The 17638-nt window shown below is 59.9% G+C and carries 19 protein-coding genes; 6 read left to right on the top strand and 13 right to left on the bottom strand.

Annotated elements, in window-relative coordinates; all coding sequences use genetic code 11:
• Window positions 1-15 precede the first annotated feature (15 nt).
• From PSH97_RS03420 to PSH97_RS03390, 7 genes are all read right to left on the bottom strand, one after another.
• Window positions 16-384, bottom strand: a complete 369-nt coding sequence (locus tag PSH97_RS03420) for a glyoxalase superfamily protein (RefSeq protein WP_305448114.1) — start codon at window positions 382-384, stop codon at window positions 16-18.
• Window positions 385-550: 166 nt separating this feature from the next.
• Window positions 551-2008, bottom strand: a complete 1458-nt coding sequence (locus PSH97_RS03415; RefSeq protein ID WP_305448113.1) for an N-acyl-D-amino-acid deacylase family protein — start codon at window positions 2006-2008, stop codon at window positions 551-553.
• 1 nt (window position 2009) lies between these two features.
• Complete coding sequence (locus PSH97_RS03410; protein WP_305448112.1) at window positions 2010-2870, bottom strand: MurR/RpiR family transcriptional regulator; 861 nt, start codon at window positions 2868-2870, stop codon at window positions 2010-2012.
• 15 nt (window positions 2871-2885) lie between these two features.
• Window positions 2886-4235, bottom strand: a complete 1350-nt coding sequence (locus tag PSH97_RS03405) for a GntT/GntP/DsdX family permease (RefSeq protein ID WP_305448111.1) — start codon at window positions 4233-4235, stop codon at window positions 2886-2888.
• Window positions 4236-4454: 219 nt separating this feature from the next.
• Entirely contained in the window at window positions 4455-5900 is a 1446-nt protein-coding gene (locus tag PSH97_RS03400) for a SulP family inorganic anion transporter (protein WP_305448110.1), read from the bottom strand.
• A gap of 204 nt (window positions 5901-6104) precedes the next feature.
• Entirely contained in the window at window positions 6105-7016 is a 912-nt protein-coding gene (locus PSH97_RS03395; RefSeq protein WP_305423680.1) for a LysR family transcriptional regulator, read from the bottom strand.
• 168 nt (window positions 7017-7184) lie between these two features.
• Window positions 7185-7775: an NAD(P)H-dependent oxidoreductase gene (locus tag PSH97_RS03390; protein WP_223570221.1), complete on the bottom strand. Its 591-nt coding sequence runs from the start codon at window positions 7773-7775 to the stop codon at window positions 7185-7187.
• A gap of 160 nt (window positions 7776-7935) precedes the next feature.
• Here PSH97_RS03390 and PSH97_RS03385 point away from each other — a divergent pair, with 160 nt between their 5' ends.
• Window positions 7936-8250: a putative quinol monooxygenase gene (locus PSH97_RS03385; RefSeq protein ID WP_305448109.1), complete on the top strand. Its 315-nt coding sequence runs from the start codon at window positions 7936-7938 to the stop codon at window positions 8248-8250.
• Here the strand turns inward: PSH97_RS03385 and PSH97_RS03380 are convergent.
• Entirely contained in the window at window positions 8240-9004 is a 765-nt protein-coding gene (locus PSH97_RS03380; protein ID WP_305448108.1) for a sulfite exporter TauE/SafE family protein, read from the bottom strand. The two genes, PSH97_RS03385 and PSH97_RS03380, sit on opposite strands and share 11 nt — an antisense overlap.
• 199 nt (window positions 9005-9203) lie before the next feature.
• Between PSH97_RS03380 and PSH97_RS03375 the strand changes: the two genes are divergently transcribed.
• From PSH97_RS03375 to PSH97_RS03360, 4 genes are all read left to right on the top strand, one after another.
• Window positions 9204-10088 carry a LysR substrate-binding domain-containing protein gene (locus PSH97_RS03375; RefSeq protein WP_305448107.1) on the top strand — a complete coding sequence of 295 codons (885 nt, stop codon included), beginning with the start codon at window positions 9204-9206 and terminating at the stop codon, window positions 10086-10088.
• Between the two features lie 45 nt (window positions 10089-10133).
• Window positions 10134-10709: an NAD(P)H-dependent oxidoreductase gene (locus PSH97_RS03370; RefSeq protein WP_305448106.1), complete on the top strand. Its 576-nt coding sequence runs from the start codon at window positions 10134-10136 to the stop codon at window positions 10707-10709.
• 48 nt (window positions 10710-10757) lie between these two features.
• Window positions 10758-11129, top strand: coding sequence for a MerR family transcriptional regulator (locus tag PSH97_RS03365; protein WP_305448105.1), 372 nt, complete (start codon window positions 10758-10760; stop codon window positions 11127-11129).
• A 106-nt stretch (window positions 11130-11235) separates the two neighbouring features.
• The gene (locus PSH97_RS03360; RefSeq protein WP_007900627.1) at window positions 11236-11580 is read left to right on the top strand and encodes a cupin domain-containing protein; all 345 of its coding nucleotides are present in this window, start codon (window positions 11236-11238) and stop codon (window positions 11578-11580) included.
• Between the two features lie 102 nt (window positions 11581-11682).
• Here the strand turns inward: PSH97_RS03360 and mmsB are convergent, their stop codons facing one another.
• On the bottom strand, window positions 11683-12570 hold the full coding sequence (gene mmsB / locus PSH97_RS03355) for a 3-hydroxyisobutyrate dehydrogenase (RefSeq protein ID WP_305448104.1): 888 nt from the start codon (window positions 12568-12570) through the stop codon (window positions 11683-11685).
• A 10-nt stretch (window positions 12571-12580) separates the two neighbouring features.
• Entirely contained in the window at window positions 12581-14098 is a 1518-nt protein-coding gene (locus PSH97_RS03350; RefSeq protein ID WP_305448103.1) for a CoA-acylating methylmalonate-semialdehyde dehydrogenase, read from the bottom strand.
• 162 nt (window positions 14099-14260) lie between these two features.
• Here PSH97_RS03350 and PSH97_RS03345 point away from each other — a divergent pair, with 162 nt between their 5' ends.
• Window positions 14261-15208, top strand: coding sequence for a LysR family transcriptional regulator (locus PSH97_RS03345; protein ID WP_305448102.1), 948 nt, complete (start codon window positions 14261-14263; stop codon window positions 15206-15208).
• On the opposite strand, the gene PSH97_RS03340 is transcribed toward PSH97_RS03345, so the two are convergent.
• Genes PSH97_RS03340 through PSH97_RS03330 form a run of 3 tightly spaced genes read right to left on the bottom strand, consistent with a single transcriptional unit; the run spans window position 15205 to window position 17554 of the window.
• The gene (locus PSH97_RS03340; RefSeq protein ID WP_305448101.1) at window positions 15205-15708 is read right to left on the bottom strand and encodes an OmpA family protein; all 504 of its coding nucleotides are present in this window, start codon (window positions 15706-15708) and stop codon (window positions 15205-15207) included. The two genes, PSH97_RS03345 and PSH97_RS03340, sit on opposite strands and share 4 nt — an antisense overlap.
• Before the next feature lie 5 nt (window positions 15709-15713).
• Window positions 15714-16982 carry a diguanylate cyclase domain-containing protein gene (locus PSH97_RS03335; RefSeq protein WP_305448100.1) on the bottom strand — a complete coding sequence of 423 codons (1269 nt, stop codon included), beginning with the start codon at window positions 16980-16982 and terminating at the stop codon, window positions 15714-15716.
• Window positions 16979-17554: a YfiR family protein gene (locus tag PSH97_RS03330; protein WP_305448099.1), complete on the bottom strand. Its 576-nt coding sequence runs from the start codon at window positions 17552-17554 to the stop codon at window positions 16979-16981. The genes PSH97_RS03335 and PSH97_RS03330 overlap by 4 nt, the downstream gene beginning before the upstream one ends.
• Window positions 17555-17638 lie beyond the last annotated feature (84 nt).

The following is a 17638-nucleotide window of genomic DNA, read 5'->3' as shown; positions in this document are numbered from 1 at the left end:
AAATCACCGATTCGCTCAGACGCTGATCGCATTGGTGAACACCAACCGATTCCCGAACGGATCAGTCACAGTCATGTCCTGGCTCCCCCAGGGCATGGCCTGAATCTGTGGGCGAGCGAAAGAATATTCCTTGGCCAGTAATTGCTGCTGGAACACTTCCAGCTCATCGGTCTCGATGCGCAGGGCTGAGCCCGGTGTCGCGTCGCCGTAGTGTTCGGACAGATGCAGTACGCATTCACCACGCGACACTTGCAGGTACAACGGGAAGTTCACTTCGAAGCGGTGCTGCCAGTCGATCTTGAACCCCAGGAACTCAACGTAGAACTCCAACGCCTTGGTTTCATCGAAAATCCGCAGGATCGGGGTGGTTTTGCCGAAGCTCATGGGGTAACTCCCTGACTGAATGAGCCCAGTGTAGCTGGGCTGGATGTCAGCGCTTCGGCTTGGTAACGGCTTTCTTTAATCGCGATGTGCCACCATTAAACGCAGATCAAAAGATCGCAGCCTTCGGCAGCTCCTACAGGGGCTGCGCTCTTTCGGCATCACCGAATCAATGAAACCCTTTACGCAAGTCCCCTTCCCGTGCCAGAAACCGCCCCTCTCTCCTCCCGTTCGCCTGACCTTCGCTGTAACTCAAGACACCATTGACCCAAACCCCATCAACCCCTTCTGCCGCCCGTTGCGGATCGTTGAAGTCCGCCACATCGCGAATCGTCGCAGGATCGAACAACACCAGATCTGCCCAATACCCTTCGCGAATTTCGCCACGTTGTTTCAAGCCAAACCGTGCCGCCGACAGTCCGGTCATTTTGTGTACGGCGGTGTGCAGCGCAAACAGACCGACGTCGCGACTGAAATGTCCGAGCACCCGTGGGAACGCGCCCCACAGCCGTGGATGAGGAAACGGGTCTTCCGGCAAACCGTCGGAGCCAACCATCGACAGCGGATGCGCGAGGATTCTTCGTACGTCGGCTTCGTCCATGCCGTAATACACCGCCCCCGCCGGTTGCAGTCGGCGCGCGGCCTCGAGTAACGGCACGTCCCACTCAGCGGCAATGTCGATCAAATCCCGGCCGCCCATTTCCGGGTGAGGCGTGGACCAAGTGATGGTGATGCGATGGGCGTCGGTGACTTGCTTGAGGTCCAGGGTCGAAGAGCTCGCCGCATAGGGATAACAATCACAAGCCACCGGATGGGTTTTCGCGGCGTTTTCAAGGGAGGCCAGCAGTTGCGGGCTGCGCCCCCAGTTACCGGCGCCGGCACATTTGAGATGGGAAATGATCACCGGCGCTTTCGCGTGGCGACCGATCTGGAACGCTTCGTCCATGGCCTCCAGCACCGGTTCGAATTCACTGCGCAAATGGGTGGTGTAAACCGCCCCGAATGCAGTCAGCTCTTCAGTCAGTTGCATCACCTCTTCGGTAGAAGCCGAGAAGGCGTTGGCATACGCCAGGCCTGTGGATAACCCCAAGGCACCGGCCTCAAGGCTTTCGCGCAGTTGCTCGCGCATTGCGCTGATTTCATCGGCGGTGGCCGTGCGAAACAGGTCGTCCAAGTGATTGCTGCGCAGCGCGGTATGGCCCACCAATGCGGCCACGTTCAGGGTGGTATTTGCCGCTTCGACGGCGGCGCGATAGTCGCGAAAGCGCGGATAAACGAACGCAGCCGCCGTGCCGAGCAGGTTCATCGGGTCCGGCGGCTCGCCACGCAAACTCACTGGCGAGGCGCTGATCCCGCAGTTACCGACGATCACCGTGGTCACGCCCTGGCTGAGCTTGGGCAGCATCTGCGGCTGACGGATCACCACCGTATCATCGTGGGTATGCACGTCGATGAAACCGGGGGCCAACACCCTCCCGGCCGCGTCGATTTCTTCGATGGCGCGAGCGTCGTGCAGGTCGCCGATTCGCTCGATGCGACCATTCAGAATCGCCACATCAGCGGGGTAACCGGGGGTGTTGCTGCCATCGATAATCAGCGCATTGCGGATCAGTGTGTCGTACGTCATGTCAGTCTCCCAGCGGCAGGTGATCGTCGCCGCCGCGGTAGTCGTCCAGGGCCAGTTTGATCCGCCGCAGACGTTCTTGATTGTCTTCAGGACTGGCCAGCGCCAGCTCGGTAGCGAGCACGTCGATGGCCAGAAGCATGCCGTAGCGCGCCGCCGTGGGTTTGTAGATGAAGGATGTCTCGGCGCTTTGCAGCGGCAACAACACATCGGCCAGTTGCGCCAGCGGCGAGTCAGCCCGGGTGATCGCGAGAATTCGGGCACCGTAGCTGCGAGCCAGGTCCACTGCTTCGAGCAGCTCGGGCGTGATGCCGGTCAGCGAGCAGGCGATGACCGCGTGTTCGGCACCCAGGCTGGCGGCGGTGACGCGCATCATCACCGGGTCGTGACACACCGCAATCGGGTAGCCAAGGCGCACCAGTCGCACTTGCAGTTCATCGCTGCACAAGGTTGAGCAGCCGCCCATGCCGAAGGCGTGAATCATCCGCGCCTTGCCCAGCAGTTTCACCGCATCGGCGAAACGCGACTCATCGAACGCCGACAGATGCTGACGCAAGGTCGACTCGATATCGCCAACGATCTGCCCGTAGAACGCCGACTGCTCAGGCGTGCCCGCCGGGTCGAGAAAGCGGCTGCCGACGCCGCTCGCCTGGGCCAGTTGCAGGCGCAAATCCCGCAGGTCGCGGCAACCGACCGTGCGCGCAAAACGCGAGAGTGTGGCGGTGCTGACTTCCGCCCGTAGCGCCAATTCGTCGAGGCTGGCGGAGGCGGCAAATCCTACGTCGTCGAGCATCAGCCGAGCGATGCGTCCTTCACCGGCGCTGAAGGAATCCTGACGGGCGCGAATCTGGTAGAGGATGTCCATGGCGGATGACTCCGACTAAAGCAGGTAAGAAAGACCTACGGTCAAACCAAAGGCGACCACCGAGATGATGGTCTCGAGCACCGTCCAGGTCTTGAAGGTCTGGGTGACGGTCATGTTGAAGTATTCCTTGATCAACCAGAAGCCGCCGTCGTTGACGTGGGAAAAGATAACCGACCCCGCCCCCGTCGCCAGCACCAACAACTCCGGGTGGGGATAACCCAGACCAACGGCCACCGGCGCAACAATCCCTGAAGCGGTGGTCATGGCCACCGTGGCGGAACCGGTGGCGATGCGCATCAACGCGGCGAACAGCCAGCCCATCAACAGCGGCGACAGCTGGAATTCATCGGCCAGGCTGACGATCTGATCGGTGACACCCGCGTCCACCAGAATCCGGTTCAAGCCACCGCCGGCGCCTACCAGCAAGGTGATGCTGGCGGTCGGCGCCAGGCATTCATTGGTGAACTTGAGGATCGATTCACGATTGAAGCCTTGGGCCAAGCCGAGGGTCCAGAAACTCAGCAACGTCGCCAACAGCAAGGCGATGACCGAGTTGCCGATGAACAACAAAAACTGGTTGAAGCCGCTGCCCGGGGTGGAAATCAGATTGGCCCAGCCGCCGATCAACATCAGCACCACCGGCAACAGAATGGTCGCCATGGTGACGCCGAAACCCGGCAGGCTATCGCGCGGTTCACGCTCCAGGAACTGGCGCTCCAATGGGTTATCCGCCGGCAGCTGAATGCGCGGCACGATGAACTTTGCGTACAGGGGACCGGCGATGATCGCGGTCGGAATGCCGATCAGAATCGCGTAGAGCAACGTCTGCCCCACCGACGCCTGATAGACCTGCACTGCCAGCATCGCTGCCGGGTGTGGCGGTACCAGCGCATGGACCACCGAGAGCCCCGCGACCATCGGCAAGCCGACCATCAGAATCGACACGCCCACCCGCCGCGCCACGGTGAACGCGATGGGCACCAGCAAGACGAAACCGACCTCGAAGAACAGCGGCAGCCCTACAAGAAAGGCAATACACACCATCGCCCAATGCGCGTTTTTTTCTCCGAAACGGTCGATCAACGTGCGCGCCACCTGCTCGGCGCCGCCAGACTCGGCCATCATCTTGCCGAGCATCGTGCCCAGCGCCACCACCAGCGCAATGTGCCCCAGCGTCTTGCCAACCCCGGCCTCATACGCGCCCACCACACCCGACGGCGGCATCCCGGCCATCAGTGCCAAACCGATGGACACCAGCGTGATGACGATGAAGGGATTAAGCCGGTAACGGGCGATCAGAACGATCAGCGCAATGATGGCGATGGCGGCGTAAACCAGCAGCCAATAGCCGAAGGTAAGCGTCATGCGGTACTCCTCGAAAGGGTCACGTCGAATGGGTTGTGAAACTCATAAATCATTTCGACGAGCTACTTTCAAACGAAGTGAAAGTAATTTTCGTGGAGGGATAAGGGATGTCGTGCAGAGGTATGAGAGGTCGTGAGTTATGAAAATCGGATAGTAGAACTTTCATCCCCCTACCCTGATCGTCCCCACGCTCTGCGTGGGAACGATCACCCATTGATTTCAGTCGTGATGCTCGCTGGCGCGTTTGAGCAGTTTCTTGCAGCGTTCGGACAAATGCAGCACGCGTAGCTGCTTGCCAGCCTTGGCGTAGCGCTCGCGCAATGTCTTCAGGGCAGCAATGGCCGAGTAGTCGACGAAGCTCAGGTGGCGACAATCAAGGGTCACCTGGGCCGGGTCATTGGCAGGGTCGAACTGATTGAGGAATGGCGTGGTAGAGGCGAAAAACAGTGTGCCGTGCAGGCGGTAGAGTTTGCTGCCGTCGCTTTCCTGATAGCTGTCGGCATACAGCTCGCGGGCCTGTTGCCAGGCAAAGTTGAGCGCCGCAATGATGATCCCGCACATCACGGCGACGGCCAGATCGGTGAACACCGTAATCACCGTAACAGCAAGGATCACCAAGACATCGTTGAGCGGCACCTTGTTCAACACCCGCAGCGAAGCCCAAGCAAAGGTCTGCTGCGACACCACGAACATCACCCCCACCAGGGCCGCCAGCGGGATACGCTCGATCAGCGGCGAAAGAAACAGAATGAACAGCAGAATCATCCCCCCGGCCACGGCACCGGACAGCCGACCGCGACCGCCAGAGCTGAGGTTGATCATGGTTTGCCCGATCATGGCGCAACCGCCCATGCCACCGAACACGCCAGAAACTATGTTGGCGGCTCCGAGCGCCACGCACTCGCGGTCCGGATAGCCACGACTCTCTGTGATCTCGTCGGTGAGGTTCAGGGTCAACAGGGTTTCCAGCAAGCCGACCATCGCCATCAATATCGCGTAGGGGACGATGATGCGCAGGGTTTCCAGACTCCAGGGGATGTCTGGCAGCGCGAAGCTCGGCAAACCACCGGCAATATGCGCCATGTCGCCCAGGGTTCGTGTCGGCAAGCCGAGCAGGTAAACCGCCAGCCCAACGCCCAGAATCGCCACCAGCGCCGGCGGCACGGCACGTGTCAGGCGCGGCATCAGGTAGACGATGGCCATCGTCAGCGCCACCAGCCCGATCATCATGTACAGCGGATCGCCACTGAGCCAGGTTTCACCGCTTTTGAAGTGCTCCAACTGGGCCAAGGCGATGACGATCGCCAGGCCATTGACGAAGCCGAGCATCACCGGATGCGGCACCATGCGCACCAACTTGCCCAGCCTCAACAGACCGAACGCCAGCATGATCAACCCACCCAGCAGCACAGTCGCCAGCAAGTACTGCACGCCGTGCTGCACCACCAGCGCGACAATCACCACGGCCATCGATCCGGCGGCACCAGAGACCATCCCCGGCCGCCCACCGAACAGCGCAGTCAGGGTGCAGATGACGAAAGCGCCGTAAAGCCCCATCAATGGATTGAGGTGGGCCACCAGCGCGAAGGCGATGCATTCGGGCAGCAGGGCGAAAGAGGTCGTGAGCCCGGCCAGGACATCGGCGCGCAGACGTTTGGATTTCATGGTTTACCTAAAAATACAGGCGGGAGAAGAGAGGCGGATGTTACGGAATTGAAGGTGAGCCGGCCAGTTAATGGGTTGCCAAAAACGCTTTCGCGAGCAAGCCCGCTGCCACATTGGTCCTGTGTCGTTCTCATCATCGTGAATCGACGCAAGTCCACTGTGGGAGCGGGTTTGCTCGCGAAGAACGATGACGCGGTCTACGCATCAGCCCTTGAAATCGGCAATCGCATAAGCCGCCAATTTGCCCTGGATGAAGTCCAGGAAGCACTGAATCCGTAGGGCAAGTTGCGAGTTGCGGTAGTACACCGCGTTGATCGGTTGGCGATATCCGCTGTTGAACTCCGCCAGCAGCACCTGCAAGCGACCGGCGCGAATGTCGTCGATGGTCATGAAGTGCGACAAACAGGCGATGCCCTGCCCTGCCAGCGCCAAATGCCTGATCGTCTCGCCACTGGACGCACTGATCGACGCCTGGATCGGCCAGCGATCACCGTGGACATAGCGCAACGGCCATTGGTTGAGGCCTTCGTTCTGGGTGAAACCCAGCAGCGTATGTTCGGCCAGATCGGCAACGGCGGCCGGTATGCCGTGTTGCTCCAGATACGCCGGGCTGGCGACGATGTGCAGCGGGCTGCAACCCAGGGAGCGGGCGTGCAGGGTCGAGTCGGCCAGTGTGCCAATGCGGATGGCGATGTCGGTGCTTTGTTCGAGCAGGTCGATGATCAGGTCGTTGCTGTTGAGTTCGAGCTGGATGTCCGGGTAGAGACGGCGGAACTCATCGATGTACGGCACGATGGCGTGCAGCATGAATGGCGAGGCGGCGTTGATTCGCAAACGCCCGGAGGGGGTTTGCTGGCGTGAGGACAGGCGCTCTTCAAGTTCGTCCATCTGATCGAGAATCAGCTTGGCGTGCTCGAAGAAGTATTTGCCCTCTTCGGTCAGGTCCATGCGCCGCGTGGTGCGGTTGATCAGCGTGGTGTCGAGCTTGGCCTCCAGTCGCGACAACGTGCGGCTGACCGCCGACGGCGTTTGCCCGACCTGTTCGGCCGCAGCTGAAATCGACCCGCATTCAATCACGCAGACGAAAATCTGCAACTCATCGGATCTGGCTTTCACGTGTGTCCTCGTTCGCTAATCGGCGTGGCATCAATCGCCAAGATCGCAGCCTGCGGCCGCTCCTACAGATGGCGTACACCCGAAGGTTCGGCGCGACGCGCAATCGTTGTAGGAGCTGCCGCAGGCTGCGATCTTTCCCGCCGTTGCGACGGATACTAGCCGGAAAACTCAGGCCGGTAAGCCAAACACCTCGCTCAAGTGCTGCTCATAACGCGCCACATCGGCTTCGACGTTCGGGCGTTTCATCACATCGACGCACAGGAAGGTCGGCAAACCGGTCATGCCGAGGAAGGTGTTGGCCTTGTGGAACGGGAAGTACACCGCATCCACGCCTTTGGCTTCGAAGAAGTCGGTCGGGTCGTCGAAAGCTTGCTGCGGCGCGTTCCAGGTCAGCGACAGCATGTATTTCTTACCGTGCAGCAAACCGCCGCTGCCGTACTTCTGCGACGCATCGGAGCGCGTGCGGCCATCGCTGGCGTAGAGGCTGCCATGGCCTTCGGTGAAGACCTCATCGACGTACTTCTTGACGGTCCAGGGCGCGCCCATCCACCAGCCGGGCATCTGATAAATGATCACATCGGCCCAGAGGAATTTGGCGACTTCCTCCGCGACGTCGTACCCCTCGTCGATGAACGTGGCTTTCACATCCACACCGCCGCGATCCAGCACGCTCAACGCGGCTTCGTGCAGCGTCGTGTTGTAGCGACCATCGGAGTGGGCAAATTTTTTGCCGCCATTGAGCAATAGGACTTTTTTCATGAGAAGTCTCGCAAGGTTGAAATTCGATGGCGGCAGAGTAGCGAGTCGACTCGCGCGGAATAAGCGCTCAACCAGCAAAATTCATTTGACCAATACGCACGAATCGACAGTGGATTGTTGCCATAAACTTGCGCCGATTCTGACTTTCAAGGACAACCTGATGAGCGAACTGCAAGGCTTCATCCTGCACGCCAAGACCCGCCCGGAAAAAGCCGAGGCCTTCGAAGCGTTCTTCCGTGCCTATGTCGAACCGAGTCGCGCCGAACCCGGTTGCATCGAGTACCACATGCTGCGAGACAAACAGGATCCGACGCTGTTTATCTTCTACGAGATCTGGCAATCCCAGGCGCATCTGGACGTGCACTCGAACCTGCCGCACATGAAGCAGTTCCTCGACATGCGCATGGAGTATCTGGAGCGGGACTTTGATATCCGCCCAATCGAGATGCTCAGCACTTCGTCCGCTACCCGCTGATCAGCAAGTGGCCGCCGAGCACGCCGAGGCCGATGAAGAACACGCGCTTGAACAACACGGCGCTGATCCGCTGGCGCAGCCATTGCCCCAGCAGCATGCCGAGCACTGCCGGAATCAGCGCCAGCAGTGACGCGCTCAACTCGCCACCGCCGAGGGCGCCGCGCCATAACAGGCCGGCGGCCAATGCGAGGGTCGAGACGGTGAACGACAGGCCCAGCGCCTGCACCAGTTCATCCTTGCTCAAGCCCAGCGCTTGCAGATAAGGCACCGCCGGAATCACGAAGACGCCGGTGGCCGAGGTGATGATGCCCGTCAGCACACCGCACAGCGGACCGAACCAACGCTCGGTATGACTGCCGATGTGCAAGGTCGGCAGCAACAACCCGCTCAAGGCGTAAATCAACAACGCCGCCCCCAGCCCACGCACGACCCAATGCCCACCGGCCATGCCGATCCACAACGTACCGGCGCCCGTGCCGATGAAAATCGCCAGCAGCATCGGCCACAAGCGGTTCAACAGCCCGCGCAAATGACCGCCGAATGCCAGTTGCCAGACGTTGGTCAGGGTAGCGGGAATGATCAACAGCGCCGCAGCCTGCGACGGAGCCATAGCCAGGCCTAGCAAGCCCATGGCGATGGTTGGCAGTCCGAGACCGATCACGCCTTTGATCATTCCTGCTAGCAGGAAGGTGGCGATGACCAATAAGGACAGGGCAAAGCCCAGATGTTGGTAGAACGCGGCGAGTGTATTCATGGGGCTATGGTGAGCCCTGAAGGTTGCCTTGAAAATCTGCCATATACTGAGGCTGCCTCTTGCTCAGCAAGAGGCATGATCGTTCCCATGCTCTGCGTGGGAATGGCTCAATGGACGCTCTGCGTCCGCTTCTGCATGTGACGCGGAGCGTCACGGGCTGCATTCCCACGCAGAGCGTGGGAACGATCCGGGATACTGTATGAACTTCGACCTGACCGACCTGCACCTCTACCTGAACATCCTCGACACCGGCAACATCACCGCCGGCGCCGCTCGCAGTCATCTGTCTCTGGCAGCGGCGAGCGCACGAATCCGCGCGATGGAATTTTCACTCGGCACTGATTTTCTGGAACGCGGCCGTCGCGGCATAACGCCGACGCCCGCCGGCAAAGCCCTGGCGCAGCACGCCCGAGTCCTTTTGCAACAGACCGAGCGCATGCAGCAGGACCTGGCCGAATACGCCAAAGGGGTCAAAGGTCAGGTGCGGTTGTTGTGCAATACCACAGCGATCACCGAGTACCTGCCGGAGCTGCTGGCAGACTTTCTGCGCGACCATCCGAACCTCGACATCGATCTGCAAGAACTGCCCAGCGCGCGCATTACTCATGCCTTGCGCCAAGGTGCGGCAGACTTGGGCATTGTGTCCGACGCCGTCGATACCGAGGGCCTTCAGACCCGCTATTTCTGTGACGACCCACTGGTACTGATCCTGCCGCACGATCATCCCTTGGCCGACACCGGAACGTTAAATTTCAGCGCCACCTTGCACCACGATTACGTCGGCCTGAACGCCCACAGCGCCTTGGCCGTGTACCTGGAAGAACAAGCCCTGCACAGCGGCTTACGGATGCAGATTCGCATCCGTGCCGATAGCTTCGATGGCGTGATGCGCATGGTCGCCCGGGGTGCCGGGCTGGCGATCGTGCCCTTGGCGGCGGTCGAACGCTGGCCGACTGAAACACCGTTCAAAAGCATCGCACTGAAAGAGCCGTGGGCCCGACGCAAACTCTTGCTGTGCGCCCGGGACTTCGCCGTGCTGCCCGGTTATGCCCAGGCCTTGCTGTACGCCTTGACTCTCCCCTGAGGGGCAGACTTTACCCTTGAGGTTTCATCTTCAGGGACCGTTACGATGAGCAAGCGAATTCTGGTGATCCTCGGTCATCCTTCGAGCAACAGTTTCTGCGGCGCACTTGCCGAACGCTACGCACAATCGGCGTTGCGTGCCGGGCATGAGGTGCGCCAGTTGTTTCTAGGAAAAATGGACTTCGACCCGGTGCTGCGCGAAGGCTATCAGCATGTGCAGCCGCTGGAAGCCGACTTGCGCCGCGCTCAGGCGGACATTCTGTGGGCCGAACACCTGACCCTGGTCTACCCGATCTGGTGGGGCGGCGTACCGGCCTTGCTCAAGGGTTTTCTTGATCGGGTGTTGCTTCCGGGCTTCGCCTTCAAGTATCGCGAAGGCAAGGCCTTTCCCGACAAATTGCTGCATGGCCGCAGCGCGCATCTGCTCGTTACCATGGACACGCCCCCCTGGTATTACCGCTGGATCTACCGCATGCCCGGGCTGCATCAGATGCGCAAAACCACCCTGGCGTTTTGCGGCATCCTACCTCAGCGCACGCTCACCTTCGGGCCGGTCCTGGGGTCCAGCGCCGGTCAGCGCGAAACCTGGCTGCTGCAAGCCCAGGCTATCGCCAGCCGATGAGTCTGCCGATAATGGGGCTGGCTTACCCTCGAAAAAAAAGGACTTTTCATGTACATCGGCCAAGCTGCGCATCGCTCGGGCACGACGATCAAGAGTATCCGTCACTATGAGGCCATCGGTCTGTTGCCTCCCGCCCGGCGCAGGGGCAACTACCGCGTCTATGACCAACACAGCGTCGACCTGCTGAGCTTCATCAAATGCGCCCAGCAATTGGGCTTCAAGCTCAAAGAGTTGCAGGCGATTTTTACTGGACATCAAGGCCTGGCGATGCCTTGGTCATTGGCGCAGCAAGCCATCGATGCCAAGAAGTGCGAAATCAGCGAGAGGATTGCCGCACTCAGGCATCAACACGATCAATTGGTCGAGTTCGAAGCCAGCCTCACACAGGCCAAAGCCGATTGCCCGCTGGAAAGTCTTTGAGGTCTGCGCGTTTCTGGACAGCTCGATGTCGAATACAGACAACTGAACGGTGTATGGGCGCTATAGGGTGCGACTTCAGTTCTTGAACCCACTGCCCGGAGTCATCATGACCGCACCGATTACCGTCCTTCGCGACACTCACCCGCTGCCCGTACTCGACGCCTGCAAATGGGAAAAACTCGAAGGCGACCCGCACACCGTCAACCTCAACGCGTACACCAGCGAAGATGGCAGCAAGATCATGGGCACCTGGATCTGCACGCCGGGCAAGTGGTACGTGGAATACGTGAAGTGGGAATACTGCCATTTCCAGGAAGGCTACTGCATCATCACCCCGGAAGGCATGGCGCCTATCCATCTGCGCGCCGGTGACATTTTCGTCATCGAGCCAGGCATGAAAGGCACGTGGGAAGTGGTTGAGACCGTGCGCAAGTATTTCGTGTTTGCCTGATGCAAAAAACCGAGAGACCACCCGACGTGGTCTCTCGGCAAAAAAAATCGGCATGCACAAACCCTGTGGCGAGGGAGCATACTCCCTCGCCACAAAAACCCGTTATTGGGGTTTGCGATAGCTGTTGATGATCGCCGAGAAGTCCTTACCCCCTTCCCCACGCTGACTCATCGCCTGATACAACTGCTGCGCCACCGCGCCGAGCACCACCGGTTGGTGCGCCTGACGTGCCGCCTCAGTGGCCAGCCCCAGATCCTTGAGCATCAGTTCGGCACCGAAACCGCCGGTATAGCCACGCGAGGCCGGCGCCGTTTCGACGATACCCGGCCACGGGTTGTACATCTCCGAACTCCAGCAACGCCCGGTGGAACTGTTGATGATTCCCGCCAGCACCGTCGTGTCGATTCCCAGAGCATCACCCAAGGCCATGGCCTCGCTGACGCCGATCATGGAAATCGCCAGCAGCAGGTTATTGCAGATTTTGGCGATTTGCCCGGTGCCGACTTCGCCACAATGGACGATGTTACGGCCCATTTGCGCCAGCACCGGTTGCAGTGTCGCGAACAGCTCAGGCGTGGCGCCAACCATGAAAGTCAGCGTCCCGGCCGCGGCACCACCGGTACCGCCAGAAACCGGGGCATCGGCCATGGCCACGCCTTGTTTGGCAGCCGCTGCGGCAACATCGCGCGCCGTCTGCGGATCGATGGTGCTGCAATCCACTGCGGGCACGCCTTTGGCGATCCCCGCCAGCACGCCGTCTTCGCCCAGCCAGACGCTGCGCACATGCACAGCGGCTGGCAGCATGGTGATGACCAATTCTGCATCTTGAGCCGCTTCACGTGCCGAAGCGCTGATGCTGCCGCCCAATTGCTCGAGTTCTGCCAGCACAGTTTTGTTCAGGTCGACCAGCCGCAGCGAATGGCCGGCCTTGATCAGGTTGCGCGCCATCGGCGCGCCCATGTTGCCGAGACCGATAAAAGCGATTTTCATGTCCGGCTCCTTAACGCAAGTGGATGGTGGTGTTCACACCGTCGTTGACGCTGTCATCGTCGAACCAGCGCGCAGTGACGGTCTTGGTTTGAGTGTAGAACTGCACCACTTGCTTGCCATACGGACCGAGGTCACCGAGCTTCGAACCACGGGAACCGGTGAAGCTGAAGAACGGCACCGGCACCGGAATCGGGATGTTGATGCCGACCTGGCCAACGTCGATTTCCGACTGGAATTTACGCGCCGCCGCACCACTCTGGGTGAACAAACCCGTGCCGTTGCCGAATGGGTTGGCGTTGACCAGGGCGATGGCCTCATCGAGCGTATTGACTTCCAGCACCACCAGCACAGGGCCGAAGATTTCCTGTGTATAAATCTGCATCTCAGGGGTTACGCCGGAGAACAGGGTCGGGCCGACAAAGTTGCCCTGCTCGTAGCCTGGAACAGTGATGTCGCGACCGTCCAGTTCCAACTTGGCGCCTTCCTTGATGCCGCTTTCGATCAACTCGAGAATCCGCGCCTTGGCCCGCTTGGAAATCACCGGGCCAACATCAGTGCCCGGCTCGCTGCCGGCATTGACCTTGAGTTTCTGCGCCAGCGCTTTCAGGTCTGGCAGCCATTGTTTGGCCGCGCCCACCAGCACCACCACCGAGGTGGCCATGCAGCGTTGCCCGGCCGCACCGAAACCGGCGCCGACCAGAGCATTGAGGGCTTGCTCGCGATTCGCATCGGGCAGCACAACGGCGTGGTTCTTGGCGCCCATCATCGATTGCACGCGCTTGCCGTGTTTGCCGGCCAGATCGTAGACATGCGTACCGACCGCGGTCGAACCGACGAACGAAACAGCCTTGATGTCCTTGTGGGTGCAAAGCGCATCCACCACATCCTTGCCACCATGAACGACGTTGAGCACACCCGGCGGAATACCGGCTTCAATCGCCAGTTCCACCAACAGCATGGTCGACATCGGATCCTGCTCGGAAGGCTTGAGCACGAAGGTGTTGCCGCAGGCGATGGCCATCGGGAACATCCACAGCGGAATCATCGCCGGGAAGTTGAACGGGGTAATGCCGGCGCAGACGCCGATTGGCTGACGCAGGGTGTAGGTATCGACACCGCCAGCGACGTTCTCGGCGAACTCGCCCATTTGCAGGCTGCCAATGGAACAGGCGTGTTCGACCACTTCCAGGCCACGGAAGATATCGCCCTCAGCGTCGGCGATGGTTTTACCCTGCTCATTGCTGAGCACCACGGCAATACGCTTGGAGTGCTCGCGAATCAGCGCCTGAAGCTTGAGCATGATGCGCATCCGTGCGCCGATCGGCGTCAGCTTCCAGGTCTGGAAGGCGCGGTGGGCCGCGCTGATGGCGGCATCGACTTCAGCGGCGGTCGCGAAGGGGACTTTGGCCAGCACTTGCTGGGTCGCCGGATTGACGATGTCGTGCCATTCGGTGGTCTTGGACTCGACCCACTCGCCATCGATCAACAACTTGACCTTTTGCACGGTGGTTTCTAGCGATGCGTTCATGTTGGTCTCCGGGACGTTGTTCTTATCAAGAGAGCTATCTTTGGAGCCAAGGCGAGAAAGTCGCCTTGAGATGAGGCGTGTGCCGCGAATTGGTTATCGGACTGTTTTTGGAGTATAGATGTGCAAACTTCTAATAAGAACGCACATAAAAGCCGGTCCATCATGCAAAAAAACATCACGTCCTTAGGCTCGTTGAACTGGGATGACCTCAAGTTTTTCCTCGAGGTTGCCCGCACTCGCAAGGCCAGCACCGCGGCCAAGCGCCTGGCGGTGGACTACACCACCGTGTCGCGACGCATCAGTTCGCTGGAAGCCTCGTTGGGCACGTTGCTGTTCGAAAAATCCCGGACCAGCGGTTTCGTCCTGACTGCTGAAGGCCAGCGTCTGCTGGGTTACGCCGAGTCGATCGAAAGCACTCTGCACATGGCCTGCGAGCAGGTTTCAGGCTCCGGCGTGGCCTTGTCCGGGCATGTGCGCATGGGCTGCACCGAAGGGTTCGGCAGCTTTTTCATCACCCCGCAGCTGAGCCATTTCGTCGACGCCTACCCGGCGATCTCGGTGGACATCCTGCCGCTGCCGCACTTCATCAGCCTGTCCAAGCGCGAGGCAGACATCGTCATCGCGCTGGAGCGGCCGGAGCACGGCCCGTATGTGTGCTGCAAACTCTGCGACTACCGATTGCAGTTGTATGCGACCCAGGATTATCTGGACAAGCACCCACCGATCCGCCGCCCGGCAGACTTGGGTAAACATCAATTCATCAGTTACGTGGACGATTTGGCATTCAGCTCGGAGCTGCTGTACCTGGCAAATGTGTTGCCCGGTGCCAGTGCCAATCTGCGCAGCACCAGTGTGATCGCGCAGTTCGTGGCCGCTCAGCAGGGACGGTCACTGGCGATTCTGCCGTGCTTCCTGGCAGCTCAGGACCCGCGACTGCTGCCGGTGTTGCCGCAAGAGATCACCATTACCCGGCAGTTCTGGATGTACTGCCGGGAAGACCTGCGCAAGCTCAAGCGGATCACGTTGTTGTGGGATTACATCCGTGCCGTTACCGAGCAGAATCAAGCGCTATTGATGGGGGAAAGTCGGGAGATGTTGTTCGCCGATTAATCCGCGCTCACCACGATCGATACACGACGGTTCTCGGTGCGTCCAATCGCGGTGTCATTGGAAGCGACGGGCTTACTGCTGCCCAAGCCGCGCAGTTGGATGTTTTCTTCTTTTATACCGGCAGCGGCCAACACCTTGCCGACGCTTTTCGCGCGACGCAGGGAAAGCTGTTCGTTATAGGACTCTGTGCCCGAAGCATCGGTGTGGCCGTCGATTCTCACGCGCTCGATTTCCACACTTAATAACGCCTTGCCAATACGCTCGACGATCTCGGTACTGGCGGGGTTGAGACTCTCGACATCGCTGCCGAACAAAACTTTGCCTGACAGGCCAAAGGCCCAGCCATCATCCGTCATTTCGAAACCTTGCTGCTTGAGCACTGCGATCTGCGCCGGGGTCAGGCCCTTTTGCGGTGCCGTCTGGCAACCGGTCAATGCCAGCAAGGCCAGGAACAGGGTGATCGTGAAAAGTCGCAGCGAACGGTGATTGAAGGTGAACACAAAAATTAGCTCCTGGTTTGAACATGGGCGACAGGGAGTTCCGCCCCTGCCGTTTGCTGTGCGCCTCGGGAAAGGCGTTTGGCCTGGTACATCGCGGCGTCGGCAGCATCGAGCAACTCACCTGGTGTAACCCCATGATCGGGGTACACGGCGATGCCGATACTGAGTGAAGTCAACACCTGGATACTGCCCGGCAATTGGATCGGCGCTTCCATGCTGGCGATAATTTTGTCAGCAATCCGTTCGGCGTCTTCGGCCTTGTGCAGCGGTGTCAGCAGGATTGCAAACTCGTCGCCGCCCAGACGCGCGACCAAGTCCTCTTCACGCAACTGCGCACGAACCCGGGTTGCCACGGCGACCAGCACCGCATCGCCGGCAGCATGGCCAAAGTTATCGTTGATTTCCTTGAACCGGTCGCTGTCAAGAAACAGCACGGCCACTCGCTCATCCAACTTGCTGGCATTGCGCAAGGCACGCATCAGGCGGCCTTCGAAAAATGCTCGATTCGGCAGTCCGGTAAGGCTGTCATGACTGGCCTGGTGGGCCAGGGTTTCGTTTTCGCTTTGCAGGTGGGTCTGCCAGGATTCGAGTTCATCGAGCAAGGCATTGAAGTCGTTACCCAGGTTGTCGAGTTCGGCAATATCGGCGGGCGGCACGCGCTGGTCGAAGGCTCGCTCGCTGCGGGCGGCGTGAGCTACAGTAGCTAGACTGCGCAAGGGACCGATGATCTCCCGCAATTGTCGACGCGCCAGATAGAGCGCAACCCAGGCACTGACGGCGGTACACAAGACAATCCCCATCAGACCACTGAGTAAAAAGCGCATCAGGCTGCCGCCGTGACCGATAAGCAGAATGCTGCCGATTTCCTGACCTTGATGGACGATCGGCATGCTGATGGGTTTTTCCAGAATCGCCCGGGCGACCTGCATTTCAAGATCGGAGAGCAACCCCGTTTCCGGTCGTTGCCAACGTGCGAGCAACTCGCCTTGCTCGTCCATAACCTGTGCGTCGGCCACTTCTTCGGTGGACGCGATCAATGCCAGCGCTTCGGTGGCGGCGAACTTATCGTTGAACACCACCGCGGCTTCCACGGTGTAATTGATCGAACGGGCGATCAGATGCAGGTTGTGATCAGCATAAACCCGCAAGGCCAGAACCCCCAGCAGGGTCAACGAAACACTGGCCATGGCCACACCCACCAAAGCGACGATCAAATGTCCACGGCCGATTACCGCCCCCAGGGTCGGACGTATACGAGATTTGAATAGGCTCATGGTGCCGCCGGCTTGCGGCGCGACAGTTGCAGCACGCTGGGATGAATGCGCACACCGCTGCGGGCGACCGAGTCGAGGTTGACCTCGAAGGACACTTGTTCATCACCGACCCGCAAACAGAACAGACTGCCGACGGTACACTGATCGCCGCCTTCGCTGATGCTCACCACCGGGCGCCCTGTGAGCGAGGCGAATAGCCGACTGCGTTCGTCGCTGGTCAGCTTGCCGATGTACACCGCGTCGCATTCACCGGCAATCGCCGGGTTGTCGGCCAATAGTCGTTGCACGGTGACGGGCCGACCAGTGGCCTGGGTAGTGCCTTTGACCAGGTCGTCGGTGTACTCGGTAGGACCGACCACGCACAGTCGCAACTGTTGAGGCTCAACAGGCCACCGGGCATAACTGAGGATCCCGAGCACCACTTGAGTCACCGATCTGGCGCGCTGGTCGGCCTTGCTTACGTCGGTTTCCGGCTGAGCGAAGGCAACGCCCGTCAACAAACAGAGAAGGCCGGCAAGCAACACTTGCTTGCAGCCAACAACGCGCTCTGTCGCCCGGACAGCCACCTTCATGCAGGGATTCTCTTCGATCGCAACAAAATGATGCCGCAACGATAGCACAGCACCGAAACACCAGCGAGGCCACTTACCACGGCA

Source organism: Pseudomonas cucumis, assembly GCF_030687935.1.
In the GTDB taxonomy this organism is placed as follows: domain Bacteria; phylum Pseudomonadota; class Gammaproteobacteria; order Pseudomonadales; family Pseudomonadaceae; genus Aquipseudomonas; species Aquipseudomonas cucumis.
Note: the sequence above shows the minus strand (reverse complement) of the source record. Positions and strands in the feature narration are given on the sequence as shown.